This is a genomic window from Neorhizobium sp. T25_27, assembly GCF_002968565.1.
Taxonomy (GTDB): Bacteria; Pseudomonadota; Alphaproteobacteria; order Rhizobiales; family Rhizobiaceae; genus Neorhizobium; species Neorhizobium tomejilense.
In genome coordinates this window covers 151201-172112 of the sequence record NZ_PVBJ01000004.1, presented here as the reverse complement: position 1 = coordinate 172112, position 20912 = coordinate 151201, and the positions used below count along the sequence as shown (strand labels likewise).

Annotated in this window: 24 protein-coding genes; 8 read left to right on the top strand and 16 right to left on the bottom strand. The window is 62.1% G+C overall.

Going from position 1 to position 20912, the window contains the following annotated elements; translation table 11 throughout:
* The first annotated feature begins 70 nt into the window (after positions 1–70).
* A complete protein-coding gene (locus tag C5J24_RS14125; RefSeq protein WP_105402048.1) occupies positions 71–265 on the top strand; it encodes a hypothetical protein in 195 nt (64 codons plus the stop codon).
* A gap of 46 nt (positions 266–311) precedes the next feature.
* Here C5J24_RS14125 and C5J24_RS14120 read toward each other — a convergent pair whose 3' ends face one another.
* The 4 genes from C5J24_RS14120 to C5J24_RS14110 all read right to left on the bottom strand — a co-directional run bounded on the left by C5J24_RS14120 (position 312) and on the right by C5J24_RS14110 (position 2715).
* The gene (locus C5J24_RS14120) at positions 312–1265 is read right to left on the bottom strand and encodes a glycine--tRNA ligase subunit alpha (protein ID WP_105419067.1); all 954 of its coding nucleotides are present in this window, start codon (positions 1263–1265) and stop codon (positions 312–314) included.
* 206 nt (positions 1266–1471) lie between these two features.
* Positions 1472–1600: a hypothetical protein gene (locus C5J24_RS32560; protein WP_256386079.1), complete on the bottom strand. Its 129-nt coding sequence runs from the start codon at positions 1598–1600 to the stop codon at positions 1472–1474.
* Positions 1601–1629: 29 nt separating this feature from the next.
* Positions 1630–1821 (bottom strand): hypothetical protein, encoded by a 192-nt coding sequence (locus C5J24_RS14115; protein WP_007772443.1) that lies wholly within the window; start codon positions 1819–1821, stop codon positions 1630–1632.
* Positions 1822–1848: 27 nt separating this feature from the next.
* On the bottom strand, positions 1849–2715 hold the full coding sequence (locus C5J24_RS14110; RefSeq protein ID WP_105418663.1) for a S49 family peptidase: 867 nt from the start codon (positions 2713–2715) through the stop codon (positions 1849–1851).
* Between the two features lie 166 nt (positions 2716–2881).
* Between C5J24_RS14110 and C5J24_RS14105 the strand changes: the two genes are divergently transcribed.
* Positions 2882–4222: an Nramp family divalent metal transporter gene (locus C5J24_RS14105; protein ID WP_105418661.1), complete on the top strand. Its 1341-nt coding sequence runs from the start codon at positions 2882–2884 to the stop codon at positions 4220–4222.
* Here C5J24_RS14105 and C5J24_RS14100 read toward each other — a convergent pair.
* Together C5J24_RS14100 and C5J24_RS14090 are read right to left on the bottom strand one after the other, a co-directional pair.
* Positions 4191–4991, bottom strand: a complete 801-nt coding sequence (locus C5J24_RS14100; RefSeq protein ID WP_105418659.1) for a tRNA1(Val) (adenine(37)-N6)-methyltransferase — start codon at positions 4989–4991, stop codon at positions 4191–4193. The genes C5J24_RS14105 and C5J24_RS14100 overlap by 32 nt on opposite strands.
* A gap of 347 nt (positions 4992–5338) precedes the next feature.
* Entirely contained in the window at positions 5339–5560 is a 222-nt protein-coding gene (locus tag C5J24_RS14090; RefSeq protein ID WP_037087717.1) for a DUF2007 domain-containing protein, read from the bottom strand.
* A gap of 106 nt (positions 5561–5666) precedes the next feature.
* Here C5J24_RS14090 and C5J24_RS14085 point away from each other — a divergent pair, with 106 nt between their 5' ends.
* From C5J24_RS14085 to moaB, 4 genes are all read left to right on the top strand, one after another.
* Positions 5667–6683 carry a polyprenyl synthetase family protein gene (locus C5J24_RS14085; RefSeq protein WP_105418655.1) on the top strand — a complete coding sequence of 339 codons (1017 nt, stop codon included), beginning with the start codon at positions 5667–5669 and terminating at the stop codon, positions 6681–6683.
* 163 nt (positions 6684–6846) lie between these two features.
* Complete coding sequence (locus C5J24_RS14080) at positions 6847–8682, top strand: tetratricopeptide repeat protein (RefSeq protein ID WP_105418653.1); 1836 nt, start codon at positions 6847–6849, stop codon at positions 8680–8682.
* A gap of 5 nt (positions 8683–8687) precedes the next feature.
* Positions 8688–9617 (top strand): 4-(cytidine 5'-diphospho)-2-C-methyl-D-erythritol kinase, encoded by a 930-nt coding sequence (locus C5J24_RS14075; protein ID WP_105418651.1) that lies wholly within the window; start codon positions 8688–8690, stop codon positions 9615–9617.
* A complete protein-coding gene (gene moaB, locus C5J24_RS14070; protein WP_105418649.1) occupies positions 9614–10162 on the top strand; it encodes a molybdenum cofactor biosynthesis protein B in 549 nt (182 codons plus the stop codon). The genes C5J24_RS14075 and moaB overlap by 4 nt, the downstream gene beginning before the upstream one ends.
* A 3-nt stretch (positions 10163–10165) precedes the next feature.
* On the opposite strand, the gene C5J24_RS14065 is transcribed toward moaB, so the two are convergent.
* The gene (locus C5J24_RS14065) at positions 10166–10684 is read right to left on the bottom strand and encodes a glycosyl transferase (protein WP_105418647.1); all 519 of its coding nucleotides are present in this window, start codon (positions 10682–10684) and stop codon (positions 10166–10168) included.
* A gap of 133 nt (positions 10685–10817) precedes the next feature.
* Between C5J24_RS14065 and C5J24_RS14060 the strand changes: the two genes are divergently transcribed.
* Together C5J24_RS14060 and C5J24_RS14055 are read left to right on the top strand one after the other, a co-directional pair.
* Positions 10818–11975, top strand: a complete 1158-nt coding sequence (locus C5J24_RS14060) for a PA0069 family radical SAM protein (protein WP_046631002.1) — start codon at positions 10818–10820, stop codon at positions 11973–11975.
* Positions 11976–12144: 169 nt separating this feature from the next.
* On the top strand, positions 12145–12813 hold the full coding sequence (locus C5J24_RS14055; RefSeq protein ID WP_105418645.1) for a ribonuclease HII: 669 nt from the start codon (positions 12145–12147) through the stop codon (positions 12811–12813).
* A gap of 15 nt (positions 12814–12828) precedes the next feature.
* On the opposite strand, the gene C5J24_RS14050 is transcribed toward C5J24_RS14055, so the two are convergent.
* The 9 genes from C5J24_RS14050 to C5J24_RS14010 all read right to left on the bottom strand — a co-directional run bounded on the left by C5J24_RS14050 (position 12829) and on the right by C5J24_RS14010 (position 20787).
* A complete protein-coding gene (locus tag C5J24_RS14050; RefSeq protein WP_105418643.1) occupies positions 12829–13578 on the bottom strand; it encodes a nucleotidyltransferase domain-containing protein in 750 nt (249 codons plus the stop codon).
* A gap of 77 nt (positions 13579–13655) precedes the next feature.
* The gene (locus C5J24_RS14045; protein ID WP_046631000.1) at positions 13656–14141 is read right to left on the bottom strand and encodes a F0F1 ATP synthase subunit B; all 486 of its coding nucleotides are present in this window, start codon (positions 14139–14141) and stop codon (positions 13656–13658) included.
* Between the two features lie 4 nt (positions 14142–14145).
* Positions 14146–14754 (bottom strand): F0F1 ATP synthase subunit B, encoded by a 609-nt coding sequence (locus C5J24_RS14040; RefSeq protein ID WP_105418641.1) that lies wholly within the window; start codon positions 14752–14754, stop codon positions 14146–14148.
* 83 nt (positions 14755–14837) lie between these two features.
* A complete protein-coding gene (locus tag C5J24_RS14035) occupies positions 14838–15065 on the bottom strand; it encodes a F0F1 ATP synthase subunit C (protein ID WP_037087706.1) in 228 nt (75 codons plus the stop codon).
* A 66-nt stretch (positions 15066–15131) separates the two neighbouring features.
* On the bottom strand, positions 15132–15884 hold the full coding sequence (locus C5J24_RS14030) for a F0F1 ATP synthase subunit A (protein ID WP_046630996.1): 753 nt from the start codon (positions 15882–15884) through the stop codon (positions 15132–15134).
* 61 nt (positions 15885–15945) lie between these two features.
* Entirely contained in the window at positions 15946–16308 is a 363-nt protein-coding gene (locus C5J24_RS14025) for an AtpZ/AtpI family protein (RefSeq protein ID WP_105418639.1), read from the bottom strand.
* Between the two features lie 267 nt (positions 16309–16575).
* Positions 16576–17730 carry a cell wall hydrolase gene (locus tag C5J24_RS14020; RefSeq protein ID WP_172723991.1) on the bottom strand — a complete coding sequence of 385 codons (1155 nt, stop codon included), beginning with the start codon at positions 17728–17730 and terminating at the stop codon, positions 16576–16578.
* 169 nt (positions 17731–17899) lie between these two features.
* Positions 17900–19801, bottom strand: coding sequence for a potassium transporter Kup (locus C5J24_RS14015; RefSeq protein ID WP_046630990.1), 1902 nt, complete (start codon positions 19799–19801; stop codon positions 17900–17902).
* A 14-nt stretch (positions 19802–19815) separates the two neighbouring features.
* Positions 19816–20787 carry a magnesium transporter CorA family protein gene (locus C5J24_RS14010; protein WP_105418635.1) on the bottom strand — a complete coding sequence of 324 codons (972 nt, stop codon included), beginning with the start codon at positions 20785–20787 and terminating at the stop codon, positions 19816–19818.
* Positions 20788–20912 lie beyond the last annotated feature (125 nt).

The window sequence follows — 20912 nt, the reverse complement described above, 5'->3', positions numbered from 1 at the left end:
GATTCTCTTACAGAAAACGGGCTGCTCCGAAGATTCGGCCCCACCTCAAAACAATCTGGATGGAATTGCCATGGCGTGCCTGGTGCGAACCGCCAATGTGCTGGCGTTTGCCGTGCTGTTTTTTCAGTACGGGGTGATGATGAGGCCGCCGGAGCCGGCCGGCACGCGCCGGTTTCTGCAGATCTATGCAGGGCAGCTTCCGACCGGAGCCTATCCGACAATCAAACCCGTCTGGCAGCTGGGCACGCAATGGACTGCCGTTTGAACGGTTCGCCGCGCTGCGTCAGTCCCGATCCAGGAAAACCCGGACCTCAGGCGGCCCGGCCGAAATTCGCACCACCGGCATCCGTCATCAGAAAGGCCTCGCCGCAGGCTTTCGCCAGCGTGCGGACGCGCAGGATATAGCTCTGGCGTTCGGTGACCGAGATTACCCCGCGGGCATCGAGCAGGTTAAAGACGTGGCTCGCCTTGATGCACTGGTCATAGGCGGGAAAGACGCATTTATGCAGCATCTGGTTGGCGTTCGCGCCCGGAGCGCCGGCCGCGAGCAGTGCCTGGCATTCCTTCTCAGCGTCGATGAAATGCCGGTGCAGCATGGCGGTATCGGCAAATTCGAAGTTGTGGCGGGAATATTCCTGCTCTGCCTGCAGGAAGACGTCACCGTAGGAGATCTTTTCCTCGCCCTCGCGGCCGTTGAAATTGAGCTCGTAGATGCTGTCGACGCCCTGCAGATAGGTGGCGAGGCGTTCGAGGCCATAGGTCAGTTCGCCAGCGACCGGCGCGCATTCGATGCCGCAGACCTGCTGGAAATAGGTGAACTGCGAGACTTCCATGCCGTCGCACCAGCATTCCCAGCCGAGGCCCCAGGCGCCGAGCGTCGGGCTTTCCCAGTCGTCCTCGACGAAACGCACGTCGTGCAGCAGCGGATCGAGGCCGATCGCCGCAAGCGAGCCGAGATAGAGTTCCTGCAGGTTCGGCGGGTTCGGCTTCAGGATGACCTGGAACTGGTAATAGTGCTGCAGCCGGTTGGGGTTTTCGCCATAACGACCGTCGGACGGACGACGCGACGGCTGCACATAGGCAGCCTTCCACGGCTTCGGCCCCAGCGCACGCAGCGTGGTCGCCGGATGAAAGGTACCGGCACCAACTTCCATGTCGTAGGGCTGCAGGATCGCACAGCCCTTGTCCGCCCAGTAATTCTGGAGCGCGAGGATCAGCCCCTGGAAGGAGCGGGTCGGAGACATGTGGTCGGGCAGCTCGGTCATGGCCATATCTGTGTCGGTTCGAGGATGCGGACGAGTGCCACGCATCAGGGGCGCGGGTCAAGGATTTCATAGAAGAGATGCCGTGCGCATCACCGCAGATCGCGAGTTGGCGGAAATCGAAACGGCGACCTACCGGCTAGGCGACCTGCCATCCTCTGCGTAAGTTATGCGGGCTCCGACCGGACTTCACGCGTGAAGGAACGGCTTTAGTCGTTATTCGGATCGCGGCTGTTGGCTTCCTCGCGATCGAATTTCCAGCCATCCGGCAACTTCCACTTGAAAGCACGAATCCTTTCCAGTGCCGCACGCCGCTTGTCAGCATCGGTCTCCGCCACGGCAGGATTCCTCTCCTCGGACATGAGGCTTACTCCTCGTCCCGCTTCACCCTGTATTCCCCCGTCGTCGGGTCCCGTTCCAGGGTGCCGATCGCGCCGGTCTGGCGTTCCTTTTCCTCGCGGCGGGTGCGCGACGACAGTCTTTCGGCGTCCTTGATGAACTTCTTGTAGAGCATCCAGCCGCCGCCGATGACGATGATCAGAAATAAAAGCTGCGCCATTTCCCCTCTCGCGCTATCCTGACGACCTCAAAGGCCGTAGCGGCTCCACATTGCCTTTTCTTCCAGGCTCGCCGCAAGTCCCGTGACTGCGCCTGCGGCGATTTCTCCAGCTTTGCCCTCGCCGAAGACAACGCCGGGCACGCGGCGGCCGAAGAGCGTGCGGGCGCTGCCGATCAGTTCCAGCCTCGTATCCTTGCCGTAACGGCGCTTGAGGACCTCGCGCATGTCGCCGAGGCTGTCGATCAGGCCGAGATCGAGCCCGCGCAAACCGCTCCAGAACAGGCCCGAAAAGATCGTCGCGTCGTCGGCAAGCCGCTCGCCGCGGCGCATTTTGACCATCTCGATGAAGACCTTGTGGATCTCGAGCTGCAGGGCCTTCAGATATTCGATGTCGCCTTCCTTTTCCGGCTGGAAGGGATCGAGGATCACCTTGTTCTCGCCGGCGGTATAGACGCGGCGCTCGACGCCGATCTTGCGTAACAGTTCCGGAAAGCCGAAACCGCCGGAAACGACACCGATCGAGCCGACGATGGAGGTCGGGTCGGCAAAGATCTCGTCGCCGGCGAGCGCGATCATATAGCCGCCCGAGGCCGCGACATCCTCGACGAAGACCAGGACCTTCTTGTTCTTTTCTTCCGCCAGCGAGCGGATGCGCTGGAAGATCAGGCGCGACTGGACGGGCGATCCGCCGGGGGAATTGATCGAGATCGCGACGACCGGCGCATCCTTCTTGGCGAAGGCCTTGTCGAGCATCGGCGCCACGCCGGCCAGGTTGAGGCTCTGCTTAAACTGGCTGCCGCCGGCCATGATCGCTCCGTGAAGCCGCACGACGGGAATCGTCAGCCCCTTCTTACGGAACCGTTTCGGCATCAACCTCTTCAAAAACCCGGCCATTTCTTTTCCTTCTGTCGCGTTCGGCTCTGCCAAAGCATGTATGTGACGGATTTTCAAACGCAATGGCTGCGCCGCTTAAAGCAGGATTTTGATTTTCTAGTTGCGAATGACTTGCATTACCATTCCAACAAGGCATTATCCGCTCGCAAACGAAGAGAGTGTGACAATGGACGTTTTGGGTTCGAAGCAGGAAAGCGGCTGGCGGAACAAGCGGGGAGAGGCATCGCTTTCCGACGTCCATCGAAGCATCGACATCTCCCAATCCGGATCCCGTTGGCGGCGGCTTGCTGCCTTTGCGGGGCCGGGTTACCTGGTCGCAGTCGGCTACATGGATCCCGGCAACTGGGCGACTTCGCTCGCCGGTGGCTCCAAATTCGGCTATGCGCTGCTTGCGGTCGCGCTGCTTTCCAACCTGATGGCGATCGTGCTGCAGTCGCTCTGCGCGCGCCTTGCGATCGCATCGGGCCGAGACCTGGCGCAGGCCTGCCGCGACGCGTTTCCGAAATGGGTTTCCATCCCGCTCTGGGCGCTGGCCGAAATCGCCATCATCGCCACCGACATCGCAGAGGTGATCGGCACCGCCATCGGCCTCAACCTGATCTTCGGCATTCCGCTCGAACTCGGCGTCCTGATCACCGCACTCGACGTCTTCATCATCCTTTACCTGCAGAAGATGGGTTTCCGCTGGGTCGAAGCCTTCATCATCACCCTGCTCGGCGTCATCGCCGTGTGCTTCGCAATCCAGATCTTCCTCGCCGATCCGCAATGGGGCGGCGTCATCCGCGGCTTCTTCCCGACGACCGAGATCGTCACCAACCCGGAGATGCTCTATCTGGCGCTCGGCATTCTCGGCGCGACCGTCATGCCGCACAATCTCTACCTGCATTCCGGCATCGTGCAGACCCGCAACTATGGCCACACCCTGCCGGAAAAGAAGCAAGCACTCACCTATGCAACGATCGACTCCACCGTCGCGCTCTGTTTCGCACTGTTGATCAATGCCTCGATCCTGATCCTCGCGGCAGCCGCCTTCAACGGCACCGGGCGGACCGAGGTAGCCGAGCTCGGCGAAGCCCATTCGCTGCTGGCGCCGCTGCTCGGCCTTGCCATCGCACCGACGCTTTTTGGGATCGCCCTGCTCTGCTGCGGCCTGAACTCGACGGTGACGGCGACGCTTGCGGGTCAGATCGTCATGGAAGGCTTCCTCAAGATGAAGCTGCAACCATGGATCCGCCGGCTGATCACCCGGGCAATCGCCATCATTCCCGCTGCGTTCGTGACGATATGGTACGGCGATGCGGGTACGGCCGAGCTGCTGATCCTGACCCAGGTCGTGCTCAGCCTTCAGCTTTCCTTCGCGGTCTTCCCATTGGTGATGTTCACCGCCAGCAAGGCCAAGATGGGTCAACTCGTGGCGCCGATCTGGCTCTCCGGTATCGCCTGGCTGATCGCCGTCGTCATCGCCGGCCTCAACGTCAAGCTTCTCGTGGATTTCGTTTCGGGCTGAGGCGGACATAGGCGGCCCGGCCATTGTTCAGGTCGTCCACGAACGCCAAAAAAGCATGGCCATCCTCACCATGCACGAAAAGCGGCGCCCGGAATGTCAGCCGGGCGCGCGAGCCCTTGACGGCGGTAACGAGGATGCGCGTGGCGCTTTCGTCCGGCCGGGGATGTAGGGCGGTGATTTCCAAGCCGCCGAAACGCCGGCCACAGGCATCGATGATCTCGGCGATCGATTGCGGCCGGGCGATCAGCGACAATTGCCCGCCGGGCTTCATGATCGCGCCGGCGGTGCGGATCCAGGCCTCGAACAGGTCCTCGGTCATCGCATGCGCCTCGGCCTTCAACGCATCGGGCGTCTTGCGGTCGCTGGCATCGTTGAAGGGCGGGTTCATGATCACATGGTCATGGATTTCGTCGACAAGGCCGGCGGCGAGCCGCGGCTTGCCGGTCAGGGTCACATCCGCTTCCAGCACCTCGATGCGACCGGCCAGGAAGGCGTTTTCGGGAAGTTCCAGCGTCCTGCGCGCATAGTCAGCCATCAGCGGCGATTTCTCGATCAGCAGGACTTTTGCGCGATCCAGCCTTGAGGCGACCGCAAGACCCGCAGCACCGGCACCGGAGCCGAGATCGGCGACGTTCACCGGCTTGTCGGAGGCGACCAGCGAGGCGAGCAGCATCGCATCGATACCTGATCGATGCCCGCCGCCCTTCGGCTGCATGACGTGAAAGCGGCCGCGGTGGAAGGCGTCTATGGTGTGGGTTGGAGTGCTCATACTTTGCGGTACCATTGAGCGCTGGTAGTCGGTAGCCCCCCTCTGCCCTGCCGGGCATCTCCCCCACAGGTGGGGAGATCACAAGCGGCGTGATCATCGCCCTTCCAAATACGGCGTGCCGGAAGAGAGGCCAGATAAAAATGTGCGAGAAGATACGCCGCACGTTGGTGCGCAGAATGAGACGTCAAATTTGAAGCGGCGGGCGAGCCCCCAGCCGATCTCCCCACCCGTGGGGGAGATGCCCGGCAGGGCAGAGGGGGGCGATCCGCGAAGAGGCTCAAGGTTGGAACTCCAAAACATCCAACACCAAGGCTTCAAAAAAACTCACAGCCACAGCTCCCTCGACATCAAGGCCGCAGCTCCGCTTCCAGCCCCGCGTCCTTCAAGATCCGCCGGGCCTCGTCGGCGCGCTCGCCGTCGACCATCAGCCGGCGCTGCAAAAGGCCGAGAGAGCCTTCGAGCACGCTCATCGACTGGTCGGCGACCATGCAGTAGATGCCCGCATCCTTCATCAGGCTCTGTGCCAGCGACAGGATCACGATGTCGTTGGTGCGGATGATCTCCAGCATGGCTTGTTTGTTACCCCATTATATCTGGCGGGATGCGATTTGCGCTTGCCGCACTATCAGCCTCTTTCTATTGTCGTTTGAAAGATTTCGATAGGGAGGCCTGACATTGGGCGTCGTCATACCGCTTGAAGAAGGCAAAAACAAACTGGCATCCGTCAAACCGCTGGTGGATCTCACCAAGGCGGACATGGATCGGGTCAACCAGCTGATCCTTTCCAAGGCCGGCTCCGATGTGCAGATGATCCCGGAAGTCGCCAACCACCTGATCTCGTCCGGCGGCAAACGGCTGCGGCCGATGCTGACGCTCGCGTCCGCGGCCCTGTTCGGATACCAGGGCGAAGGCCATGTGAAGCTTGCGACCAGCGTCGAGTTCATGCACACGGCAACGCTGCTCCACGACGACGTGGTGGACGAAAGCGACCTGCGCCGCGGGCGTTCCACCGCACGGATGATTTGGGGAAATCAGGCAAGCGTCCTGGTCGGTGATTTCCTGCTCGGCCAGGCCTTCCGCATGATGGTGGAGGTCGGCTCCCTCGAAGCGCTCGACGTGCTGTCGGCTGCAGCGTCCGTGATCGCCGAAGGCGAAGTGCTGCAGCTTTCCGTCGCCAAGAACATGGAGACGACCGAGGACGACTATCTTTCGGTCATCCGCGCCAAGACGGCCGCGCTGTTTGCCGCCGCCGCCGAAGTCGGGCCGATCATCGCCAATGCCGACAAGGCCGGCCGGGGCGCGCTGAAATCCTACGGCATGAACCTCGGCCTTGCGTTCCAGCTGGTCGACGACGCGCTCGACTACGGCGGCAAGGCTGCCGATCTCGGCAAGAATGTCGGCGACGATTTCCGCGAGGGCAAGATCACGCTGCCCGTCATCCTCTCCTATCGCCGCGGCACCGAAGCCGAACGCGCCTTCTGGCGCCAGGCGATCGAGAAGGGTGAAAGCAGCGACGAGAACCTGGAAAAGGCGCTCGGCCTGATCAACAAATACGGAGCCCTGAACGACACGATCGGCCGCGCGCTGCATTACGGCACGATCGCCCGCGATGCGCTGGCACCGCTTCCAGCCTCGCCGCTCAAGACCGCTCTTCTCGAAGTGATCGACTTTTCGATCCAGCGCGTCAACTGACGCTCGGCGCCCGTTGACGAAGGTGTGACCGGCGCCGCCCCCATGCGGCGCTGGGGATTTCCTTGCGGACGTGCTTCAAAAAAGCCATTCTATCATGAATCAATAGGGCGGAATTGGCGGCGGTATCTCATCGAATCGCCATGCTCTTACGAAAGGCATGTTTATGCGGCAGAAATCCAGCCTTCTTCTGCTCTCCAGCGCGGCGCTTGCAACCGTTCTCCTGTTCGGAACGGTAGCCAATGCGGCGACGGCGGAAGTGAAGCCAGCGGTGAAAGACACGGTGACGTTCGCCCCTGGCAACGTGAAGACGTTTTCCGGTGCATTTCTGGCCGCACGGACAGCCGACGTCGACCACGACTACGACACTGCGATCGCGCTCTACCGCAAGGCGCTGGCTTTCGATGCCGCCAACCTGGAAATCCGCGAGCGGCTGATGATCTCGCTGTTGCTCAACGGCGATTTCGACCAGGGCCTCGCTGAAGCCAACGCGCTCAAGGACGATAAAGCCGTCGAGCGGATCACCAAGATCGTCCGCGGCCTCGATGCCCTGCGCGCCAAGAAATTCGATACCGCCAAGAAGGTTCTTGCCTACGAAGGCCCGAACGATCTCGACCGGCTGACCCACCAGCTTCTTTCCGCCTGGGCGGATGTCGGCGCCGGCAAGGGCAAGCAGGCGATGGCCGGCATCAACAACCTCAAGGGACCGGCCTGGTACAAGGTATTCACCGATTACCATCTCGGCGCCATGGCGCTGGTGACCGGCGATATCGGCACCGCGCGGCAGCACCTCAATACCGCCGTCACCAACAAGGAAGCCGTCGCCACCGCGCCGGACACCTTTATGCGCGCGGTCATGGCGCTTGCGCGTCTCGAAGCGGCAGCCGGCAACAAGCAGAAGGCGCTGGACGCGATCTCCGTCGGTGACGGCATGGTCTCCAACTATGCGCCGCTGAAGGCCCTGCGCCAGAGCATCGAGAAAGGCCAGAAGCCCGAACAGCAGGTGAGTAATGCCGCAGAAGGCGCGGCCAGCGTGCTGTTTTCGATTGGCGGGGCGCTGAACCGCCAGGGCGCCGAAGACATGGTCTCGCTCTACCTGCAGATTTCCCACGCGCTCGACCCCAAGAGCGCCGACACGCTGATCCTGCTCGGCGGCATCGCTGAAAAGCTGAAGCAGCCGGAGCGCGCCATCAAGTTCTATGCCAGCGTCCCGGCCGATTCGCCGATGCGCCGCATTTCCGAGCTGCAGCTCGGCGTGACGCTTTCCGACACCGGCAAGGTGAATGAAGCCAAGCAGCACCTGAAGTCGCTGATCGATTCCGATCCGTCCGACATCCGCAGCTACATCGCCTATGGCAGCGTGCTTTCCGACGCCAAGGACTACAAGACCATGGCGGAGACCTACGACAAGGCTGCCGAGGTCATCGGACCTGTGCCGAAACCCGGCGACTGGACGATTTTCTTCCAGCGCGGCATCGCCTACGAGCGGCTTAAGAACTGGGCGAAGGCCGAGCCGAACTTCCGCAAGGCGCTCGAGCTCAACCCGGAACAGCCGCAGGTCCTCAACTATCTCGGCTATTCGCTGGTCGACATGAACAAGAACCTCGACGAAGGTCTCGACATGATCAAGCGGGCCGTCGATGCACGACCGGATGACGGGTATATCGTCGACTCGCTCGGCTGGGCCTATTTCCGGATGAGCAAGTTCGACGATGCCGTGACCGAGCTGGAACGTGCGGTGCAGCTGCGTGCCGGCGATTCGACGATCAACGACCATCTCGGCGATTCCTACTGGCGCGTCGGGCGCAAGCTCGAGGCCGTCTACCAGTGGAACCGGGCTCTGATCTCGGAAGGCGAGGACATCAACCGCGAGCAGATCAAGGAGAAGATCGAGAAGGGCCTGGCGCCGCTCGATCCGAACGCCACGACTGCCGACCGCAGCCCGACGGAGCCCGTGGCACCTGCCCCGCCGGCGCCGGCCAATCCCGACAAGAAATCCTGACGCGCATGTTCCTGGACAATCCGTCATCTGACAAATGGCTCGCCGACAAGGCGGGCCTCTTCGAACTGGCGCCCGCCAAGATCAATCTCGCGCTGCACGTGACCGGCCAGCGGGCCGACGGTTATCATCGGCTCGAAAGCATCGTGACTTTTGCGGACACCGGGGACCGGCTGTGCTTTAGCGAGACGGAGGCCGACGATTTTTCCGTTTCCGGCCGGTTCGCCTCGCTGCTACCGACCTCGCCGGAAGGCAAGAGGGGCAATCTCGTGCTGAAAGCGCGCGATCTCCTGCGCACGGCGCTGGAGGATAAAGGCATTTTGGCGCCGCCGGTTGCCATCCATCTCGAAAAGAACCTGCCGGTCGCAGCCGGTATCGGCGGCGGTTCGGCGGATGCGGCAGCAGCCCTGCGCGGCCTGATGCGCTTCTGGAATGCCAGCCTGCCGGACGGGGAACTGGCACCGCTCGGGCTTACGCTCGGCGCCGATGTGCCTATGTGTCTCAAGAGCGAGGCGCTGATGGCCAGGGGGATAGGCGAGGAACTGACCGCGCTTCCCGACCTGCCTTCGCTGTCGCTGGTGCTCGGCAATCCCCTCGTCGGCGTCTCGACCCCCGATATCTTCCTGCGCCTGACGCAGAAGGAAAACGCGGCGATCGGCCCGTTCGACAGCGACTGGATCGGCTTCTTGAAAACTCTGCGCAACGATCTTGAACCGCCGGCGCGCTCGCTGGTGCGCGAGATCGACCAGATCTCCAGCCTGATCGGCGCGGAGGGCACGATGCTGACGCGGATGTCCGGTTCCGGCGCCACCTGTTTCGGGATATTTCCTTCCTTCGAAGCGGCGGAAAAGGCGATGGAAAACCTTAACGGCCAGAAGCCGGAATGGTATTTTCAGGCGGTGAGGACCGTTGGACAGGTGCCAGAGAAAACCCAATGAACCGGATCGACGAAACCCGTTCCTTCATCCCCGTCGGCATCGCCGTGCTGACAGTCTCCGACACGCGCACGGCGGCCGACGACAAGTCCGGCGACACGCTGGTGGCGCGGATCACTGAAGCCGGCCACGAACTGAAGGCACGGGCGATCGTGACGGACGACAAGGACCGCATTGCCGGCCAGGTGCGGGAATGGACGCTCGATCCCGATATCGACGTGGTGATTACCACAGGCGGCACGGGTTTTACCGGCCGGGACGTGACGCCCGAGGCGCTGGAGCCGCTGTTCGAAAAGCGCATGGACGGCTTTTCGGAAGTGTTCCATCGCATTTCCTACGACAAGATCGGCACCTCGACGATCCAGTCGCGGGCGACCGGCGGCGTGGCGAACGCCACTTTCATCTTCGTGCTGCCGGGTTCGCCCGGCGCCTGCAAGGATGCCTGGGACGGCATCTTGAAGGCGCAGCTCGACTACCGCCACATGCCCTGCAATTTCATCGAGATCATGCCGCGGCTCGACGAGCACCTGAAGCGCGGCGGCAAATAGCCGCTACCTGATTGCCGCTGCCACCCAGGCCGGAATAATCTCGCTGGCGAGTTTCGATACCTTCTGGCCGCGTGCCAGCGCTTCCAGGTCCATCCCCGATTTCGCGAGCGCGATCGCCTGCCGCTTCGGCAGCAGCATGCCGTATTCCAGCGGCGGCACGCTTCGGCCGATGCGCTTGAAGAACGGCCGCCGATAGTTGCGCGCCGGCGCGAAGCGGGCCGGCTGCTTGTTCAGCGCGATATATTCCATCACCTCGTCGATCCAGCCGGCCTGCAGCCGGGCGCCGGGTTCGACCAGCAACAACCATTCTCCGCGGGCGCCGCGCAAAATATCCTTGATGTCCCAATGGCCGTAAAAACGGCAGCCGGCCGCATCGGCGACGCGGGAGGAACCGTCCCGCGAACCGTGGTCGAGCACCACGACATCGCTCACAAGTCCCTCCACCGCAGCGGAAACGAGCACCGAGAGCGTCTGCGCCAGCTCGGATTCCTGATCGCGGCATTCCATGATGACAGTCAGCATTCCTGACATGTAACGCATTGCCACAAGGAACGCCAGAAACGCCGACCTTCAATTTTGTTCTTGCAATGTTCTCATTTCGGCGCTAGGAATTTAGTCATCAGGAACGGGGAATTTCCCCTTCAGGAGCTAACCCATGAACGAGCTGCATCAGTTGCGGCAGGACGCTTTCGCGCCTGCCCATACGGCCGATATTGCCGATGCGTTGGTCAAATCCTCCGGTCTTCGGGTGGAGATTGACCGGCGTCGCGGGCGCGGCGCGGGGCTCAATCCGAGCGGCCGTTTCGAGGAAGAGCGCCGCGAGGCATTCGACGACGGCTGGCAGACGCTGGAGGAGCTAGAACCGTTCAGGACCGAGGTGCAGGTGGAAAAGCCGCGCACCGCGATCACCCGCAACGAATCGCCGGACCTTTCCTTCGATCGCTCGATCAATCCCTATCGCGGCTGCGAGCATGGCTGCATCTATTGCTTTGCCAGGCCGACGCACAGTTTCATGGGGCTTTCGCCGGGGCTCGATTTCGAGGCGAAGCTGTTTGCCAAGCCTGACGTGCCGAAACTGCTCGAACGGGAGCTGAGCCGCCCGGACTACAAGGTGCGGGCAATCGCGATCGGCACCAATACCGACCCCTACCAGCCGATCGAGCGGGAATGGCGGATCATGCGGCAGATCCTCGAAGTGCTGCAGAAGGCCAACCATCCGGTCGCGATCGTTACCAAGTCGGCGCTGATCACCCGCGACATCGACATCCTTGCCGACATGGCTTCGAAAGGGCTCGCGAAGGTCGGGATTTCGGTCACCACCCTCGACCGCAAGCTTGCCCGCACCATGGAGCCGCGCGCCTCGACCCCTCCCAAGCGCCTCACTGCCATCAAGGCGTTGACCGATGCCGGTATTCCGACTGCGGTCATGGTGGCACCCGTCATTCCGGCGCTCAACGACCATGAGATCGAGCGGATCCTCGACGCCGGCCATGCGGCGGGGGCGACGGAAGCGAGCTACGTGCTGCTGCGCCTGCCGCTGGAGGTGAGCCCCCTCTTCCGCGACTGGCTGCTGCAGAACTATCCGGACCGCTATCGGCATGTGATGTCGCTCGTCCGCTCGATGCGCGGCGGCAAGGATTACGACGCCGAATGGGGCAAGCGGATGAAGGGCGCCGGTCCCTATGCCTGGCAGATCGGCCGGCGTTTCGAGATGGCGACCAAGCGGCTTGGCATGGTGCGGCGCGGCCTGCCGTTGCGCGACGACATTTTCCTCCGTCCCGACGGCGGCGGGATCCAGCTCTCGCTGCTCTGACCGGGCCCTGTTCCGGTTCGATTGCAAATTCCAATTTTCGACGCGGACCCGCCCTGTCCCCCGCGTCGGAAAATACCCCGGTTCCACCGCCGCCCCTCGGTGGATAGCGACGCCGCAATCGCTTGGCCGGGGGTTGCAGGAGGTCGGGACGACGTGCGAGGTTGCCGCCATGTTACCTCGCACGTCGCCCGATTCTCCGATGCTTTTTGAAGATGTTCCGCTGGTTCCGGATTTCAGTCTGGAGCTTGTGGCACGCCACGCCGGCCATTGGCCGGTCGCGGGCACCGACGAGGCGGGGCGCGGGCCGCTGGCAGGCCCGGTCGTGGCCGCCGCCGTCATCCTCGACCCCGACAATATCCCGGACGGCCTCAACGATTCCAAGCAGCTCACCGCAGCCCAGCGGGAAATTCTGTTCGAGGCGATCATGGCGACGGCCGAAGTGTCGATCGCCGCGTCCGGCCCACGCCATATCGACGAGCGCAACATCCTGCGCGCCAGCCTCGACGCCATGCGCCGCGCGGTGGCGGGGCTTGCCGTGACGCCGGCCTATGTGCTCGCCGACGGCCGTGACGTGCCGCAGGGGCTCTGCTGCCCCGGCAAGGCGGTCATCAAGGGCGATGCCCGCTCCGTGTCGATCGCCGCCGCCTCGATCATCGCAAAAGTCACCCGCGACCGGATGATGACCCGCGCGCACCTGGTCTTCCCCGGCTACGGTTTTGCCAACCACGTCGGTTACGGGACGCCCCAGCACCGCGCCGGCATCGAGACGCATGGCCCATGCTTGCTGCACCGGATGAGCTTTCGGCCGCTCAAAAAGGATGATCTGCCGGAAAGCTAACCGGCACGCCTTCCCTCATTTACGCCATTCGGCCGACGCATCGGCGCGATAGCCATCGAACAGCAGTCCCCCATGTGCGGCGAAGACTTGTTCCGCGCAATCCAGGACCGGCTTAGCCTCTCCTTCGCGAAACAGCATGTCGAAGGCCTCGACGAACGCATCGCCCAGCACCGGATCGAATGCCGTCATCTGCCGCGGCAACCATTTGCCGGCTCCGGACCATTGCCCGTTGCTGCGCAGGATGAAATCACCGAGCGCCTGATAAAGCGCCGAACCAATCGCCACCCGCTCGAAATCAGGCCGCTCGTCGGCAAGATCGGTCAGAAGGCTCGATATGGCATAACGCATGCGGTCGAGCGCATCCTGATCCAACTGCGGCGGACCTTTGACCAGGAGAGTTTCGGCCTCGCGGCGAAGCTCATCCGCGCGCTGCAGCCGCGGACCGATAAGAATTCCGTCGGTCACCATGCGGATCAGCACCGGGCGGCCCGCTTTTACATCCGCCTCAAGAAACCAGCGCAAGGTCCCCTCGTCATGTACCAGGGCTTCGAACGGCACGCCTTCGAAGACCTCTGAGTGGCGATGGGCATGCGGCAGGGCAGAATGCAGTACTACGAGATCAATATCGGAGGACGGCGTTCCCGCGCCACGCATGATGGAGCCGGTCACGAAGGCGAAATCCGCATCGGCAAACCGCTCCGCCAGAAACCGTTCGGTTAGCGACAGTGCTCGTTCCCTCGACAGACTTCCCGCAACCAAAGCCATCACGATCCTCCTTTCGCCCAAAACAAAAAAAGCCGGGGTTTTCGCCCCGGCTTCTGGAAGTCTTGTGGTGACTGAAATCAGTTCAGTCGTGACTGCACCTTGCCGACGGCGTCCTGGAAGAGCGTGTCCTGGGTGGACGCGTCGGCCTTGCGGGCGATGACGCTCTGGGCAGCGGCAATTGCGAGATCGACGGCGGCGGCACGGACTGCACCGATCGCTTCGGCCTCGGCCTGTTTGATCTTCTGCTCGGAAAGCGCGTTGCGGCGAGTGACGAACTCGTCGGTCTTCTGACGAGCTTCCTCGGTCAGGGCCGCGGCTTCACGCTCGGCGACAGCCACGATCTGCGCGGCTTCCGCTTCGGCTTCCTTGCGCTTGCGCTGGTATTCGGCGAGCAGGGTCTGCGCTTCTTCGCGCAGGCGCTTGGCTTCGTCGAGTTCCTTGCCGATGTTGGCGGCGCGCTCGTCAAGCGACTTCGCCATCATGCCCGGCACTTTCAGGTAAACGATCAGGGCCAGGAAGATGACGAGAGCGACAAGTGCGAAAAATGTTGCATCCAATGTCATTGGATCAGGCCTCCGTCTTCGCGGCCGCAACTGCAGCCTTGATGTCGTCGCCGCTTGCCTTGGCGCCGATCAGCTGATCGACGATGGCGGTGGCGGTCTCTTCGGCGATCTGGCCAACCTCTGCGAAAGCTTTCGCCTTGATTTCACCGATGCGGGTTTCGGCAGCGGCCAGCTTCTCGGTCAGCTCGGCCTCGATCGCGGTGCGGTCGGCGGCGGCCTTGGTCTTGGCGGCCTCGCGAGCGGTTTCGGCGATCTTGTGGCCCTTGGAACGGGCAGCTGCCAGTTCCTTTTCATAGGTCTCGACGGCAGCGTCCGCTTCCGCCTTCAGGCGGGCGGCCTCGTCGAGATCCTGGGCGATCCGGTCATGGCGGTGTTCGAGAATGCCGCCGACGCGCGGAACGATGACCTTCTTCATCAGCAGGTAGAAGAGGCCAAAGCTGATGACCAGCCACAGAAGCTGCGAAGCGAAATAGGTGGAATCCAGGGGCGGGAACGCACCCTTGTGTTCGCCGCCGTGGGCAACGCCGGTTTCGGTATGCACTTCGCCAGCGGGCGCAGCAGGCGTATTTGGAGCGGCCGGCGCGGTCTGCGCATATGCCGAGGTCACGAACATCATCACCTCCAGGTGAATTCCAAATGCGAAAGACCACGGCCGCCCTGTTCAGGCGGCCGCGATCCGAATTCCTGGCCTAGATATCAGACCACGAACAGGAGAAGGAGAGCGACGAGCAGCGAGAAGATGCCCAGAGCTTCCGTAACGGCGAAGCCGAATACCAGACGGCCGAACTGGCTGTCAGCGGCAGACGGGTTGCGCAATGCACCCGACAAGTAGCTGCCGAAGATGTTGCCGAGGCCAAGAGCCGTACCGGCCATACCAAAGCAAGCCAGGCCTGCACCGATGAACTTTGCTGCTTCCGCTTCCATGAGAAACTCCTTCGAAATGGTTGTTGCGGCTGTAGACTGACGCCTATGACGCCAATGTCTTTATCCTTAGTGCCCGCCGGGATGGACCGCGTCGTTGAGGTACATGCAAGTGAGCACCGCAAAGACGTAGGCCTGGAGGAAGGCGACGAGGAATTCGAGACCGGTCAGGGCGACGGTCATGATGAGGGGCAGGATGGCACCACCGATGCCGAGTGCGCCGAGCGCTCCGAGCGAGCCGACGAAGCCCGCGAACACTTTCAGCGTGATATGGCCGGCCAGCATGTTGGCGAACAGACGAACGGACAGCGAAATCGGACGCGAGAGGAACGAGATCACTTCGATCGCCACGACCAGCGGCAACAGTGCCCCCGGGACGCCGCTCGGCACGAAGAGCTTGAGGAAATGCAGGCCGTGCTTGTAGAAACCGTAGACGATGACCGTGCCGACCACGAGAATCGCCAGCGCGAAGGTGACGATGATCTGGCTGGTAACCGTGAAGAAATAGGGGAACATGCCGAGCAGGTTTGCGGTCAGCACGAACATGAACAGCGAAAAGACCAGCGGGAAGAACTTCATGCCATGGCTGCCGGCGCCTTCGCGCAGCATGTTGGCGATGAACTCATAGGACATTTCCGCAACCGACTGCGCGCGGCCCGGGACGACCGAGCGCTGCGAGGTGGAGAAATAGAGGAAACCTGCGGCGCAAGCCACGGTCGCAACCATGAACAGGGATGCATTGGTAAAGGAGAAGTCGATGCCGCCGATTTCGATCGGAACGATCTTGCTGATCTGGAACTGATGGATCGGATCGTTTGCCACCGTCTACCTCTTTCATTCGCCGCTTTGAGCGGCTCCCTTCACTTCGCCGGAAGCGCCCTTCTTAAAGGTCGCCTTCCTTTCCGTCTCCGTCACTGCGCTTCTGCAGGGCAGGCGGCTGAGCCACCTTTCCCACCGAGCGAAGCACGTTCAAGACACCGGCACAGAAGCCGAGGAGGAGAAGAATGATCATCCCCCACGGCGACGTGCCGACATAATAATCGAGCGCATAGCCCAGAATCGCACCCACTGCGATCGCGGAGATGAACTCGGAGGAAATCTTGAAGCCGAGGGCCATGCCCTTTCGGCTTTCTTCAGATTGCGCGTCCCGCCTCGCCTCTGCGTCGTCGTCAGCCTTCCTTTCCGCAAGTTTTGCGGAAAGACGCCGCCGGCGCTCTTCCAGACCATCGTCGCGGTGATCCGTCATGTGCGTCCTCCCCTATTTCTGCTCCCGGCACAACCGGTTTTATGCTTTCCAACAGCAAAAAAGTGCAGTTGGCGGAGGATTTCGCGCCGTCCGGCCCGTTTTCAAGTCGCGCGCAACATAGTTTTGCCCGCCCCCATAGTCAAGGCGTCCAAGGTTCTTCGATTGAGGTAAATTAACCGAGCAAATTCAACCGGTTAAAACGAGTACAACCGGAGTCGGGTAAAACTGTCGCGGGAATCGCCGCCCGTTGAAGCGACGGGAACCGGCTCAGCTCCAGCCGCCGCCATACGTGCGGTAGAAGACGTGCAGGCCGATGCGGCCGACCTTCTTCATCGTGCGCGCCCAGTCGGGCCGAACATAGACGGCATGATAATGGGTGGCTGAACCGACTTCCGGAAACCAGATCTTGCCGGCGGTCACGGCCATGGCCACTTCGCGTGCCATCTTCCAGTGATATTCGGAGCGGATGCGATCCTTGATATTGTCGCAGGCAAAGGAAAACTGGCAGCGGTTGCGCCAGTCCTCGTTCTGGTAGACGACGTCGCAGATCGTATCCGGATAGGCCGGATTGCGGACGCGGTTCAGGATGACCTGGGCGACTGCCGCCTGGCCGCGGGCGGATTCGCCGCGCGCCTCGAAATAGATGCCGGAGGCGAGGCATTGCTGCTCGCGTGCCGAAAAGGAGGCCGGCGGCAACGGCGTCGCAGCCCAGGCGTGATCGTCGAGACCGATCGGCGGAATGAAGCGGCCGGTGCTCGGCTTTTCCGTGAGGATCGCATCGAAGGGCGATTCCTTGGCGAAATCCTGCGCCGCCGGCGCATAGGCGGTTGCCAGCACATCGGCCTGATTGTTGTTGATGAGGCTCGCGATCATCGGCATCAGATCGTCTTCCGGCTTCGGCTCGTCCTTCTTGCGGAAATAGAAGGCGGCGAGTTCGACGGGCTTCTCGCTCTTGCCGGCCTTGGCAAACCTGGTCAGTTCGTCACGGGCGTCGAGCGGCAGGGTCAGCGAACTCGAACGCTGCAGCACGGAGCCTGCGGAAAAGGCCTTGGGCGGCTGCATGCGTTCGACGGTGACGATGCGGCCCTTCTTGGCGGCGCGGTTGACGCGGGCTTCATCGGGCCGCGGATCGGAGGATTTCTTCTCGTCGACGAGCGCGATCTTGCGGCCGTCCGGGAGTTCGAGACCGGCATTGCCAGAGACTGCGTTCTTCAGACCGGGAAATGCCAGCGAAGCCTGATGGATCGAGCCCGCCGGCGAATCGGTGAGCACCATGCGCCATTGTTCGGCGCCATCGAAACCGGTCAGAAGGTCGGCGAGATCGCCATGAGCCGGGGCGGACGGAAAGATCAGCCAGCAGGCAAGGCCGAAGACGGCCGGGGAAGTCCATCCACTCAGTCCGGATGAGGACTTGCGACGCAAAACACTATTCGAACGCAAAACCGGAAACTCCACAGGGCAACAAGAACCCGATGAAGATCAATCATTAACCTTGATGAGCGGTTAACGCCGGCTGCCGAAACGCCCGGCCGCCGGCTTGAATTAGCACATTCACATCAATGTCAGCGAAGGGGCGTCCCGATGGCGCATCTCAGATGATGACATGCGAGCCGAGTTCGACGACGCGGTTGGCCGGCAGGTGGAAATAGTCGGACGGGTCGGTCGCGGTGTTGGCCATGGCGATGAACAGCCGGTCCTGCCACATGGGCATGCCGGACGCAGCATCAGGCACCAGCTTGCGGCGGCCCAGATAGAAGGAGGTCGACATGATGTCGAACTTGAAGCCGGTCTTGCGCAGATAGGCGAGCGCCTGCGAGACATTGTGCGACTGCATGAAGCCGAAGCGCAGTTCGATCAGCGTGAAACGCTCCGAGACCTTCTCGATCTTGAACCGCTCCTCGAGCGACACGCGCGGCTTGTTGACCGTGATGATGGTCAGCACGACGTTCTTTTCGTGCAGGACGTGGTTGTGCTTGATGTTGTGCAGCAGTGCTGCGGGCGCGGTTTCCGGATCGCTGGTCAGGAAGATCGCGACGCCGGGCACGGAGACCGGCGCATGATCGCTCTTCTTCTCGACCATCGGAATGAAGGTTTCGAGCGGCACGTCGATGCGGCGGGTCTTTTCGAAGAGGATCGCGGTACCGCGCTTCCAGGTCCACATGACGATGGTGAAGATGATCGCCATCGAAACCGGGACCCAGCCGCCGTCGTGTACCTTCAGGAGGTTGGCGCCGAGGAAGACCAGTTCCAGGGCAAGCAGCGGAGCCAGAATGCAGATTGCAAAGGTCTGCGGCCATTTCCACTTCACACGCACGAACTCAAACGCCATCAGCGTGGTGACGACCATCGCACCGGTCACCGAGATACCGTAGGCGGTGGCCAGCGATTCCGAGCTTTCAAAACCCAGTACCAGCGCGATGACGCCGACCAGAAGCAGGGTGTTGACCGACGGCAGGAAGATCTGCCCCGTATTGGTCTCCGAGGTGAACTGGATCTGCATGCGCGGCAGGTAACCGAGATGGATCCCCTGGCGGACCAGCGAGAAAGCACCGGTGATCACCGCCTGGCTGGCGATGATGGTGGCTGCGGTCGCGAGAATGACCACCGGCAGCAGCGCCCATTGCGGGAACATCAGGTAGAACGGATCGGACATCGCTTCCGGATGCTTCAGCACCAGAGCGCCCTGCCCCAGATAGTTCAAGGTCAGCGCCGGGAAGACAAGCGTGAACCAGGCCCACTGGATCGGACGTCGGCCGAAATGGCCAAGGTCCGCATAAAGCGCTTCGGCACCAGTGACCGTCAGGAAAACGGCGCCGAGGACAACGATGCCGACGAAACTCTCGTTCAGCATGAATTCGACCGCATAGACCGGATTGAAGGACGCCAGGATGCTGTAGTCGTCGGATATGTGGGCGACGCCTCCGGCGCCCATGACGATGAACCAGACGGCGGTGATCGGCCCGAAGAAGCGCGATACGAGGCCGGTTCCCTTCGACTGGATGGCGAAAAGGCCAATCAGGATACCGACGGAGATCGGCACCACGGCGCTGCTCATCGACGGCGCCACCAGCTTCAGGCCCTCGACCGCGGACAGCACCGACAGCGCCGGAGTGATCATCGCATCGCCAAGGAAAAGCGCGGCGCCGATGAGGCCGAGCAGCATCAACACTGCCCTGTGGCCATTGGCCGACTTGGTCAGAAGTGCAAGGAGCGAGAGCGTGCCGCCTTCGCCGTCGTTGTCGGCGCGCAGCAGGAAAAGCACGTATTTGAACGTGACGATGATCGTCAGCGTCCAGATCATCAGCGAGATGAGGCCGATGATCTCGAGTTCCGTGACGCCATCGTGGGCGATCGGCTTCAGAGCCTCGCGGAATGCATAAAGCGGGCTCGTACCGATGTCGCCGTAGACGACGCCGACGGAGCCGAGTGCGAGCGCAAAAAGGCCTTGGACCTTCGTCTTCTCGGCGTCGTGATGTTCAGCGGGGTGACCCATGGGGGATGTCCGGCTTAAAGCCAGCCTTTCCAGCGAAAGAAGAAGAAGGGGATGACGGCGGACAGGAGCATCGCGAGGATCGCGAGCGGATATCCGATATGCCACTCGAGTTCCGGCATGAATTTAAAGTTCATGCCGTAGATCGAGGCAACGAGTGTCGGAGGCAAGAATACGACCGACGCGATGGAGAATATCTTGATGATGGAGTTCTGCTCGACATTGATCAGCCCGAGCGAGGCATCCAGCAGAAAGGCGATGTTGCCGGCGATGTAAGAGGCGTGTTCGGAAAGCGAGTCGACATCACGCGCAACGGTGCGGCAGAGGTTGTCGTCGCTCTTGTCCTGGCTGATCAATGGCACGTTCATGAGAAAGGTCAACAGTCGGGCGAGCGAACCCAGGCTGTCGCGCACCTTGCTGATCAGCCGGTGGTATTCGGCGATATCGGCCAGCTTGCGTTCCAGGAACTTCGGCGGGCGGCGCTTGCCGCGGTCGCGGAAGATTTCCGTCGACAGCGCATCGACGTGATCGACCGTCTGCTCAAGAATTTCGGCCGTGCGATCGGCGATGGTTTCCAGAAGTTTTGCCAGCAACGTGGCGCCATCGCGACCCGGTTCCGGCAGGCGGCTCAAGCTGGCGATGAACAGCTGGAAGCTTTTCGGCTCGGCGTAGCGCACGGTGATCAGCCGGCTGCCGGAGAGGATGAAGGCGACGTCGGTGAGCTGCGGATCCTTGCCATCGGCCCGCCAGACGAGCGACGCGGTCATGAACACCGAGCCCTTCTCCACATAAAGCCGGCTCGAAGGTTCGATATCCTTCAGGTCGTCACGGGTCGGAACCTGAATTCCGAGGAGACCCTCGACATATGCGTCCTCCTGCGGAGTCGGTTCGACCAGATCGATCCAGACGATATCGTCGGCAAGCTGTCGCAGCGCCTCGGCTGGCGCAAGCGTCTTCATGGAGCCCGTGGCGCTATAGGCATTGATCAATCGTGGTCTCCGGCCGCAGGTCGTCGGCACTGAACGAGAAGCGGGCTTGCCGGCCCTTGGTTTAGGGACCGCCAGCCGGCCACCAGCGGGACGGGCCTATAGAGACAGCCATAGTCAAAATCAAG